Below are 9843 nucleotides of genomic sequence, written 5' to 3' on the forward strand. Positions count from 1 at the left end.
CTGGCCGGCGGGATCATGGCCAGCACCCTGGGCTTCCCGGTGGTGTTCGGCGTCTCGATCGGCTTCCTGGTAGCGGCCCTGCTGCTGCTGATCGTGGCCGTGAAAGAGCCGCGGACGGCCAGGATCGGGCGGATCTAGGCCGCCAGCCTGGCCCGCGCCGCCGCCGCGATGCGGGCCTTGGCCATCTCGTTGGCCACCTCGTGGGTGGGGCGGCGCTCGGTGATGGAGCGGGCCAGGACCTCGTCGAGGGTCTCGGTGAGCCGGTCGAGCTTGGCCGCCACCCAGGCCGCGTCGAAGGCCGTCCCGGCCTCGAGGGCGGCGATCTCGGCGGCGACGTTGATGATGCCGCCGCCGTTGATCACATAGTCCGGCGCATAGAGCATGCCGCGCTCGAAGAGGGCGCGGCCCACCTCGGGCGTGGCCAGCTGGTTGTTGGCGCCGCCGGCCACGATGCGGGCCTTCAGCCGCGGCAGGGTCTCGGCGTTGATGGCGCCGCCCAGGGCGCAAGGCGCGAAGACATCGGCCTGGACCTCGAAGATGTCGGCGGGACTGACGACCTTGGCGCCCGTCCGCTCGGCGACCGTGCGCAGGGCTTCTGCGTTGGTGTCGGTGATGACCAGCCGGGCCCCGGCGGCGTGCAGCTTGTCGGCCAGGTAGGCGCCGACATGGCCGACCCCCTGGATGGCGACGGTGATCCCGGCCAGGTCGCGGTTCAGCGCCCTGCGCACGCTCAGCGCTACGCCCCGGAACACCCCCTCGGCGGTGACCGGGGACGGATCGCCCGACGCGGCGGCATGACCCTCCAGGCCGGCCACGAATCGGGTTTCACGGCGCGCGTGCATCAGGTCTGCGGGCGAGACGCCGACATCCTCGGCGGTCCAGTAGCGGCCCCCCACGGAGTCCACGGCCCGGCCAAAGGCCTCGAACAGGGCGGGCGTCTTCTGGGTGCGGCTGTCGCCGATGATCACGGCCTTGCCGCCGCCTAAGGGGATGTCGGCCATGGCGTTCTTGTAGGACATGGCGCGCGAGAGCCGCAGGGCGTCGTCGAGCGCCAGGTCGGCGCTGGCATAGGGCCACATGCGGCAACCGCCCGCCGCCGGGCCCCGGGCGGTGGAGTGAACCGCGATGATGCACTTGAGGCCGGTTCTCTCATCGAAAAACGCGTTGACGCTCTCATGCCCCTCGAAGGCGGGGTGATCGAACAGGGTCATGCTGAGAACACGCTGAAAGTGGGGAAGGATTTACCCGGCTCTACCCCTGCGCGTTCCATCTCACAACCCCGGCGATGCGGCGGCCTGGGCGCTTTGGCGCCTCGGCTTGGGAATGGGCGGGGCTCCGGAGGGCAAGGGGGCGCCGGGGTCGCGGACATAGGTGAGGATGTCCTCCCACACCTTGGGACCCTGGTGATCGCGGGTCATTAGGTGCCAGCCGCGCGCGTAATAGACGGTGCGGTCGCTGGGCTTCAGGCGGCCGGCGGCCTCGAAGGCCGGGCGCTTGGGAATGATCTCGTCATTGGCGCCGTAGAGATAGAGAGCCGGGACCTTGATCTGGCCGGTCGCGTGGTAGGCCCGCTCCATCATCGCCACCAGGCCATAGAGGGTGTCTGACCGGGCGCCCCAGACCATCAGCGGATCGCGGCCCATGGCCTTGAGCTCCTCGCGGTTATCGGTGGGGGCGACGCGCTTGGTCAGCCATTCCGGCGGGACGTAGACCTTCGACCCGGTCAGCCGCGCGGCGAACCACAGGGTGGTCTTGTACGGCAGGGGCTGGGACGACCAGCCCCAGACGGCGGGCGACAGCAGCACCACCCGGTCGGCGGTGGGCGGGCGATCCGAGGCGAAGGCCTGGACGGTGACCGCGCCGCCCATGCTCTCCCCGGCGACGACGATCACCGCCTTGGGGTGTTTGGCGCGGACCACGGCGGCGATGGTGCGCAGGTCCTCCACCATCAGCTCGTCACCGCCCCAGATGCCCCGGTGGGGGGAGCGGCCGAAACCGCGCTGATCATAGGCGTAGGTTGTCACCCCCTGGCTGGCCCACCAGGGCGCGGCCAGGTGGAAGGCGTTGGCGTAGTCGTTCATGCCATGGACGCCGATGATCACCGCCCAGGGCTCCGGGGTCTCGGCGGCCCAGGTGGTCAGTCCCAGGGCCGCGCCGTCGAAGCTTATGAAGCGCTCGCCCTCCAGGCGCGGGCCGGAGAAGGCGGCGGGCGGCGTGCCGGCCTGCTGCACCATCAGCGGCGTGCAGGCGGTGAGCATCAAGGCCGACAGGAGGACGAGGAGGCGCTTCACGGCTCTAGAATGGCTTGGACCCTTTGGCGAAGATAGGGCGTAACCTCAGCTTCGAACCAGGGGTTCTTCCGCAGCCAGGCGGTGTTCCTCCAGGACGGGTGCGGCATGGGGAGATAGTGCGGCAGGTAGTCCCGCCAGGCGCGAACGGTCTCGGTCATGTTGCCTTTGGCCCGATCGCCCAGCGCCCAGGCCTGGGCGTAGCCGCCCACCAGCAGGGTCAGCTCCATCGCCGGCAGGGCGGCCATCAGCCGCAGCCGCCAGAGCTGGGCGCAGCGCGGCGGGGGCGGATAGTCGCCCCCCTTGGGACTGGTGCCCGGGAAGCAGAAGGCCATGGCGGCGACACCGATCTCGGGCCGGCCGTAGAAGGTCTGCGCGTCGATCCCCATCCAGGTGCGCAGGCGCACGCCGGAGGGGTCGGTGAAGGGCGTGCCGCTCTCATGCACCCGGCGGCCCGGCGCCTGGCCGACGATCAGCAGCCGGGTCCTCGGGCTCACCATCACCACCGGCCGCGGCGTATGGGACAGCTCGCCGGCGCAGGCCCGGCAGGCGGCGATCTCGGCGAGGACGGCGGGCAGGGACATGGGCCTATCTAGGAACGATGGGCTCCAGCGCCAGCTAGACCTCAGTCTCGCCCGCCGCTTCCACCGCCTGAGCTTCCGCCGCCTTGGCCAGGGCCGCCGCGCGCTCATCCTCGGTGGGCAGGCGCAGGCGGTAGACGCCCTTGAAGCTGTCGGGGTCGGCGGGCTTGTTGTGGCGCAGGACGGTGAGGCGGCCCTGGCGGGCCAGGCCCCGGGCGGTGGCGCGGACGTGGCCGGTCAGGCGTTGCCAGCGCTCGCTGTCGGCGGCGCGGGCCACCTCCTCCGACGAGGCCGACTTGCCAGGCGGCAGCTTGCCGACGATCTCGAGGATCACGGCCTCCATGTCGATGCTCATGGTCAGCCGCCCCGCTTCAGGGTCTCGCGGGCGATCACCACCTGCTGGATCTGGCTGGTGCCTTCGTAGATCCGGAAGATGCGCACGTCGCGGTAGAAGCGTTCGATCCCATAGTCGGCGACATAGCCCGCGCCCCCGAAGATCTGCACCGCCCGGTCGGCGACCCGGCCCACCATCTCGGAGGCGAAGTACTTGGCGGCGGCGGCCTCCATGGTGACGCTCTCACCGGCGTCGCGCTTGCGGGCGGTCTCCATGACCATGGCCTTGGCCACCAGGGTCTCGGTCTTGCAGTCAGCGATCATGCCCTGGATCAGCTGGAAGGCGGCGATCGGCTGGCCGAACTGCTTGCGCTCATTGGCGTAGGCCACGCAGTCGGTCAGCAGGCGTTCGGCCACGCCGACGCAGACCGCCGAGATGTGCAGACGGCCGCGGTCCAGCACCTGCATGGCCACCTTGAACCCCTCGCCTTCCCGGCCCAGGCGATTTTCCGCCGGCACCCGGACATTGTCGAAGATCACGTCGCAGATGTGGGCGCCCTGCTGGCCCATCTTCTTCTCGGGCTTGCCGATGGAAAGGCCCGGCAGGTTGCGCTCCACCAGGAAGGCCGAGACCCCGCCGGCGCCGGGCTTGGTCGCATCGGTGCGGGTCATGACCGTGAAAAGGTCGGCCTTGTTGGCGTTGGTGATGTAACGCTTGGCGCCGTTCAGCACGTAGTGGTCGCCGTCCAGCACGGCCCGGGTCTGGACCGCCGCGGAGTCCGACCCCGCCTCCGGCTCGGTGAGCGCGAAGGAGGTGATGATGTCGCCCGAGGCGATGCCCGGCAGGTATTTCGCCTTCTGCGCCTCGGTCCCGAACATCACCAGGCCCTGGCTGCCGATGCCGACATTGGTGCCGAAGGTGGAGCGGAAGGCCGGGCTGGTGCGGCCCAGCTCGACGGCCACCAGGCACTCGTCCTCCATGGAGAGATCCAGGCCGCCGTATTCGGCGGGAATGGAGAGGCCAAACAGGCCCAGCTCCTTCATCTCGCTCACCAGCTCGGGGGGCATGGCGTCCTCTTCGGAGACCTTGGCCTCCAGGGGACGCAGGCGTTCGGAGACGAAGCGGCGGACCGTGTCGATCAGCTGTTCGCGGGTTTCCAGGTCGAGGGCCATGATGTCTCTCTCGGCTCTATTTGCAGGTGATCTTGTCGTCGGCGACTTCCACCACCTTGGACAGGGTGACGGCGATGATAGGGTCCGACCAAGTCTCGTAGTTCGTCCCTCCGCCCGGCACGGCGCAGACCTGCGCCTTGCGCTTGGCGAGTTTGCCGCCGCGGATGGCGGTGAGTTCGGCCTCATAGCTGACCGCGTGCGGCAGGCCGTTCCAGATCTTCAGGAAGGACTGCTTCTTGGCCGCCGAACCATCGACGGCGAAGGCCACCTTGCCAGGGGCGACCGCCTTGTAGGTGTCGGGCGCGCCGTCCGGCAGGGCTATGTCGACATGGCCGGTCTCGACGGCCTCCAACACAGGCTTGGCGCCGCCCACCGCAAGGATGGCGCGCTGGCCCGACATCACCTGGACGGTGTCACCGGTCAGCTTGGTGTGGGGATCGAAGCCGGCCGCAATCAAGGCTTGCACCAGCGTCGGCGGCTTCTTCGGCGCCCCGGCCGGGGGCGCGGGCGCGGGACCGCCGGCCAGGGGCGGAGCAGCCGCGGGCGCGGTCTTGAGCGGCGCGTCCTGGGCGAAGGCCGGGCCGGCGAAGGCCAGGGCGGCGGCGAGGACGAGAGGACGGATCATGCCTTGGCCAGGGCCAGGGCCGAACCTTGGCCGACGCCGACGCACATGGTGGCCAGCGCCCGGTCGCCGCCGCTCATGTGCAGCGCGCGGGCGGCGGTGAGCGCAAGGCGGGCGCCCGAGGCGCCGAGCGGATGGCCGATGGCGATGGCGCCGCCATGCGCGTTCACGTGCTCGGCGTCGTCGGCCAGGCCCCAGGCGCGGGTGCAGGCGAGCGCCTGGGCCGCGAAGGCCTCGTTCAGCTCGATGACATTGAAGTCGCGGGGCGTGACGCCAAGGCGTGCGCAAAGCTTCTCCACCGCCGGGACCGGGCCCACGCCCATGATGCGCGGCGCGACGCCGCCTGACGCGGCGCCCTCGATGCGGGCCAGGGGTTCGAGGCCGAGTTTCTGGACCATTTCGGCCGAGGCCAGCAGCAGGGCCGCGGCGCCGTCATTGACGCCCGAGGCGTTGCCGGCGGTGACCGTGCCGCCCTCGCGGACGATGGGCTTGAGTCCCTGCAGGGCGGCCAGGGTGGTGTCGGGGCGCGGATGTTCGTCCTCGCTGACGACGATGTCGCCCTTGCGGTCCTTGATGGTCAGGGGCGCGATCTCGCCGTCGAAGAAGCCCTTGGCGCGGGCGGCGCCGACGCGAGCCTGGCTGCGCTGTGCGAAGGCGTCCTGGTCCTCACGGTTGATCTGATAGTCGGTCGCGACGTTCTCGGCCGTCTCTGGCATCGCGTCGACGCCGTAGTCCTTCTTCATCTGCGGGTTCACGAAGCGCCAGCCGATGGTGGTGTTGTACATCTCCGGAGTGCGGGAGAAGGCGCTGTCGGGCTTGGCCATCACGAAGGGGGCGCGGCTCATGCTCTCCACCCCGCCGGCGATGATCAGATCAGCTTCGCCCGCCGCGATGGTGCGCGCGCCGGCGATGACCGCGTCGAGGCCGGAGGCGCAGAGGCGGTTGACCGTCAGGCCAGGCACGGTGGACGGGAGACCAGCCAGCAGCAGGGCCATGCGGGCGACGTTGCGGTTGTCCTCGCCGGCCTGGTTGACGTTGCCGTAGATCACCTCGTCCACCTGCCCCCAGTCGAGCTTGGGATAGGCGGCCATCAGGGCCTTCAGCGGGTGAGCGGCGAGGTCGTCGGCGCGCACCTTGGAGAGCGCCCCGGCATAGCGGCCGATCGGGCTGCGCAGGCCTCCACACAGATAGACAGTCCGGCCTTGCATGATCTCTCTCCGCCACTTAGGTCGCCTTGCGGCGTCGCCCGTTCGAGGCGGCAAACTAGTGTTTGGATCGGCGGCGGGCAAACGCTTCCGGAGAGTTCGGGAGTGATCATGGACGGCACGGAAACCGAGACCGATCCCTGGGTGCACCTCGTCGTGCAGGGCGGCGAGTGGGCCGGCTGGTCGATGTACGGCAATGACCCCTTCGAGGATCACGCCGGACCCTTCTACTACCGCCTCGACGACGACGGTCGCCCGGTCTGCGCCATGCGGCCCGAGCGCAAGCACATGAACGGCGGCGGCTTCATGCACGGCGGGGCGCTGATGACCTTCGCCGACTACTGCCTGTTCGTGATCGCCCGCGACGCCCTAACCGACAGCCGCAGTGTCACCGCCACCTTCAACAGCGAGTTCGTCGGCGCGGTGCCGGAGGGCTCGCTGCTGGAGTGCCGGGGCGAGGTGGTGAAGGCTGGCCGCAGTATGGTGTTCGTGCGGGGGATCATGACGGTCGAGGGCGAGGCGGTGCTGAGCTTCTCGGCCGTGCTGAAGAAGACCGCGCCGAGGACCTGATGACCTACACCCTCTCGGTTCTCGACCTCTCGCCGGTGAGCGGGAGCAACACCCAGGCCCAGGCGGTGCGCGACAGCCTGGAGGTGGCCAAGGCCGCCGAGCGGCTCGGCTATCATCGCTTCTGGGTGGCCGAGCACCACAATATCGGCGGACTGGGCTCGCCGGCCCCGGAGATCCTGATCGCGGCGGCCAGCCAGATCACCTCGACGATCCGGCTGGGATCGGGCGGGGTGATGCTGGTGAACTACAGCCCCCTGAAGGTGGCCGAGGTGTTCATGGAGCTGGAGGCCCTGGCGCCCGGCCGCATCGACCTGGGCGTCGGGCGCGCGCTGGGCACTGACCAGCGCACTGGCGGAGCATTGCGGTCCTCAGGCTCAGAGGCTTTTCCCCAGTACTTCGCCCTGCTCTCGGCCTGGCTGCTGGACGCTTCGGGCGTCGAACCGATCACCGACGCCCATCCGGCCCGGGAGATTCACGCCAATCCGGCCGGCCCCTCGCACCCCGACCTTTTCCTGCTCTGCACCTCGGTGGAGAGCGCGCTGTTCGCCGCCCAGGCCGGCGTCGGCATGGTGTTCGCCGAGTTCATCGCCCGGGCCGATGGCGGCCCGGCGGTGGCCGCCTACAAGGGCGACTTCCGGCCGTCGGTGTTTCGTTCCGAGCCGCTGGCCGGGATCGCCACCATCGCCTTGGCCGCCGAGACCAGCGCCGAGGCCGAGCGGCTGGCTGCGCCGATGCGGGCGGGGAACCTGGCCACCCTGGACGGCGGGCGGCGGCGTTTCACCTCCATCCCCGAGGCCCAGGCCTTCCTGGCGGAGCGGGCGGACGATCCGAGGCTGGCGGGCGTCATGGCCCGCTCCATCGTCGGGGACCCCGCGACCGTGAAGGCGCGGCTGGACGGCAAGGCCGCGAGTACGGGCGCGGACGAGGTGTTCGTGATGGCGGTGGGTCCGGACCTGGAGAGCCGGATCCGGTCGCTGGAGTTGATCAAGCAGGCCTAGTGGACGTGGTCCATGGCCGGCGCCTTCGGGGCATCCACGAGGCGGGCCTCGATGCGGGCCAGGCCGAAGACTGAGCGCCAGCCCTTCTTGTCGCCGCTGGAGGCGACGCGCCAGGGGGCTTCCTTGTCGGGCAGGGGCTTACCGTCCACGTGGTCGGCGAGGATGACCAGGTCGTCGTGGAAGTCCTTGTCCAGTTCGGCCAGGGAATAGACCGCCTGGAAGCCGTCCTTGCCGGTCATCACCACATAGGCCCGCAGCGGGTCGCCGTGCAGCCTGGGGCCCACCGGCAGGCCGCCGGCCCGCAGGACGTAGGTCAGGACCGGGCCGTCATAGGTCCGGGCGCCGCTCTTCACCTCGGCGCGCGGCAGGTCGGCGAGGTCTGCAGGGGTCAGGACCTTGGTCTTGCCGCCCGGGTCCACCACCGTCAGGGACTGGGCGAAGGCCGTGACGGGAGCGACCGCCAGGGCCAGGGCGAGAAGGAGCGCCCTCATTGGCCGAACAGTTCGCGGGGCATGGCGCCCACCACGGCGGCGGTCATGCAGGTGGCCAGGAAGCCCGCCAGCAGGGCCTTCCAGACCATGCCGATGATCTCGTTGCGGCGCTCGGGCATCAGGACGCCCATGCCCGAGACGGTGATCCCGACAGAGCCGACATTGGCGAAGCCGCACAGGGCGTAGGTCATGATCATGCGGGTGCGCTCCGTCATCTCGCCGGCAGGGATCGCGCCCAGCTGGATGAAGGCGATGAACTCCGTCAGCATCAGCTTGACCCCCAGCAGGTAGCCGGCCTTGAGGGCCTCGTCCCAGTGGATGCCGAGGGTCCAGGCCAGAGGGGCGAAGACCACGCCCAGGACGCGCTCGATGGTCAGCGGCGCGCCCATCACGTCCGGGAAGATCGAGAGTATGCCGTTGCCGATGGCCACGAAGGCCACGAAGACGATCAGGATGGCCGAGATGTTCAGCACCACGGTGAGGCCATCCATTGCGCCCTTTGAGATGGCGTCGATGCTGCTGTCGTACTTCAGCAGCGAGTTGTAGTCTGCGTAGAAGCCCCCCTGCCCCGGCTTCTCCGGGACCATGATGCGGGCCAGCAGGATACCGGCCGGGGCCGAGATGATCGAGGCCACCAGGACGTGGGCGGCGGCGTTGGGCAGGGCGTCCCTCAGGATGGTGGCGTAGGCCACCATGGTGGAGCCGGCCACGGTGGCCAGGCCCACGACGATCATCAGGAACAGCTCCGAGCGGGTCAGCTTGTCCAGGAAGGCGCGGATGACGATGGGGCTCTCGATCATGCCGAGGAAGATGTTGGCCGCCACCGCCAGGGCCGAGGCGCCGCCCAGGCCCATGGTCTTCTGGAAGATGAAGCCGAAGCCCCGGGTGATCCACTTGAGGATCTGCCAGTGCCAGAGCAGGGCCGAGAGGGCCGAGATCACCAGGATCAGGGGCAGGACCTGGAAGGCGAAGACGAAGAGGCCGCCGGGGTTGGTGACGGCGTAGGGCTGAGCCCCGCCGCCCATGTAGCCGAAGACGAACTGGGTGCCCTGGGCGGTGGCGGCGGCCAGGCCGTCGACGCCGTCGTTGAGGGCCTGGATGAACCCTTGCGCGCTGGGCAGGCCAAATAGCAGCAGGACCAGGGCGACCTGGACGAAGAGGGCGCCGAGAGCCAGCTTCCAGGGGAAGCGGCCGCGGTCCTCCGACAGGGCCCAGCAGACGGCCAAGGTCAGGGCGATGCCCATCAGGCTCTGGGCGTTCTCCAGGCGAAACATGCAGTTAGACCCCAGCGCCGGGACTCACCGGCCGGCCCCCCTATTGAGGCGAACCCCGGGGCGGAGGCAACTGTGGTGGCCGTCGCGGATGGAAGAAAAGGCGCCTTGCCTGGGTTGACGTCAATTAGATTGTGCACAATATGATATTACACAATCAACACGGAGATGACCCCATGCCCGCCCTCTATTCCACCCAGGCCCGCGCCGTCGGCGGCCGCGCCGGCCATGTCGAAAGCCTCGATGGCCTGCTGAAGGTCGACCTGGCCCTGCCCAGGGAGATGGGCGGCAAGGGCGGGGCGACGAACCCT

At 69.7% G+C, this 9843-nt stretch carries 11 protein-coding genes; 2 read left to right on the forward strand and 9 right to left on the reverse strand.

The window, feature by feature from the left end; all coding sequences use genetic code 11:
• Nucleotides 1–134 precede the first annotated feature (134 nt).
• Genes RMO97_RS17780 through pcaF form a run of 7 tightly spaced genes read right to left on the reverse strand, consistent with a single transcriptional unit; the run spans nucleotide 135 to nucleotide 6205 of the window.
• Nucleotides 135–1211, reverse strand: a complete 1077-nt coding sequence (locus tag RMO97_RS17780) for a Glu/Leu/Phe/Val dehydrogenase dimerization domain-containing protein (protein ID WP_310542351.1) — start codon at nucleotides 1209–1211, stop codon at nucleotides 135–137.
• A gap of 60 nt (nucleotides 1212–1271) precedes the next feature.
• On the reverse strand, nucleotides 1272–2291 hold the full coding sequence (locus RMO97_RS17785; protein ID WP_310542352.1) for an alpha/beta fold hydrolase: 1020 nt from the start codon (nucleotides 2289–2291) through the stop codon (nucleotides 1272–1274).
• The gene (locus tag RMO97_RS17790) at nucleotides 2288–2872 is read right to left on the reverse strand and encodes a uracil-DNA glycosylase family protein (RefSeq protein ID WP_310542353.1); all 585 of its coding nucleotides are present in this window, start codon (nucleotides 2870–2872) and stop codon (nucleotides 2288–2290) included. Before RMO97_RS17790 ends, RMO97_RS17785 begins: the two co-directional genes overlap by 4 nt.
• A gap of 34 nt (nucleotides 2873–2906) precedes the next feature.
• Entirely contained in the window at nucleotides 2907–3224 is a 318-nt protein-coding gene (locus tag RMO97_RS17795) for a DUF3253 domain-containing protein (RefSeq protein ID WP_310542354.1), read from the reverse strand.
• Between the two features lie 2 nt (nucleotides 3225–3226).
• Complete coding sequence (locus tag RMO97_RS17800) at nucleotides 3227–4375, reverse strand: acyl-CoA dehydrogenase family protein (RefSeq protein ID WP_310542355.1); 1149 nt, start codon at nucleotides 4373–4375, stop codon at nucleotides 3227–3229.
• A gap of 16 nt (nucleotides 4376–4391) precedes the next feature.
• A complete protein-coding gene (locus tag RMO97_RS17805) occupies nucleotides 4392–5000 on the reverse strand; it encodes a hypothetical protein (RefSeq protein WP_310542356.1) in 609 nt (202 codons plus the stop codon).
• Nucleotides 4997–6205 (reverse strand): 3-oxoadipyl-CoA thiolase, encoded by a 1209-nt coding sequence (pcaF, locus tag RMO97_RS17810; protein ID WP_310542357.1) that lies wholly within the window; start codon nucleotides 6203–6205, stop codon nucleotides 4997–4999. The genes RMO97_RS17805 and pcaF overlap by 4 nt, the downstream gene beginning before the upstream one ends.
• Nucleotides 6206–6313: 108 nt before the next feature.
• Here pcaF and RMO97_RS17815 point away from each other — a divergent pair, with 108 nt between their 5' ends.
• Together RMO97_RS17815 and RMO97_RS17820 are read left to right on the forward strand one after the other, a co-directional pair.
• On the forward strand, nucleotides 6314–6772 hold the full coding sequence (locus RMO97_RS17815) for a PaaI family thioesterase (protein ID WP_310542358.1): 459 nt from the start codon (nucleotides 6314–6316) through the stop codon (nucleotides 6770–6772).
• Nucleotides 6772–7770, forward strand: a complete 999-nt coding sequence (locus RMO97_RS17820; protein WP_310542359.1) for an LLM class flavin-dependent oxidoreductase — start codon at nucleotides 6772–6774, stop codon at nucleotides 7768–7770. The genes RMO97_RS17815 and RMO97_RS17820 overlap by 1 nt, the downstream gene beginning before the upstream one ends.
• Here RMO97_RS17820 and RMO97_RS17825 read toward each other — a convergent pair.
• Both RMO97_RS17825 and RMO97_RS17830 read right to left on the reverse strand, forming a co-directional pair.
• Nucleotides 7767–8261, reverse strand: a complete 495-nt coding sequence (locus RMO97_RS17825) for a molybdopterin-dependent oxidoreductase (protein ID WP_310542360.1) — start codon at nucleotides 8259–8261, stop codon at nucleotides 7767–7769. The two genes, RMO97_RS17820 and RMO97_RS17825, sit on opposite strands and share 4 nt — an antisense overlap.
• Complete coding sequence (locus tag RMO97_RS17830; RefSeq protein ID WP_310542361.1) at nucleotides 8258–9535, reverse strand: nucleoside transporter C-terminal domain-containing protein; 1278 nt, start codon at nucleotides 9533–9535, stop codon at nucleotides 8258–8260. The genes RMO97_RS17825 and RMO97_RS17830 overlap by 4 nt, the downstream gene beginning before the upstream one ends.
• Nucleotides 9536–9843: the final 308 nt, after the last annotated feature.

It is taken from the genome of Phenylobacterium sp., from assembly GCF_031425575.1.
Lineage (GTDB): Bacteria > Pseudomonadota > Alphaproteobacteria > Caulobacterales > Caulobacteraceae > Phenylobacterium.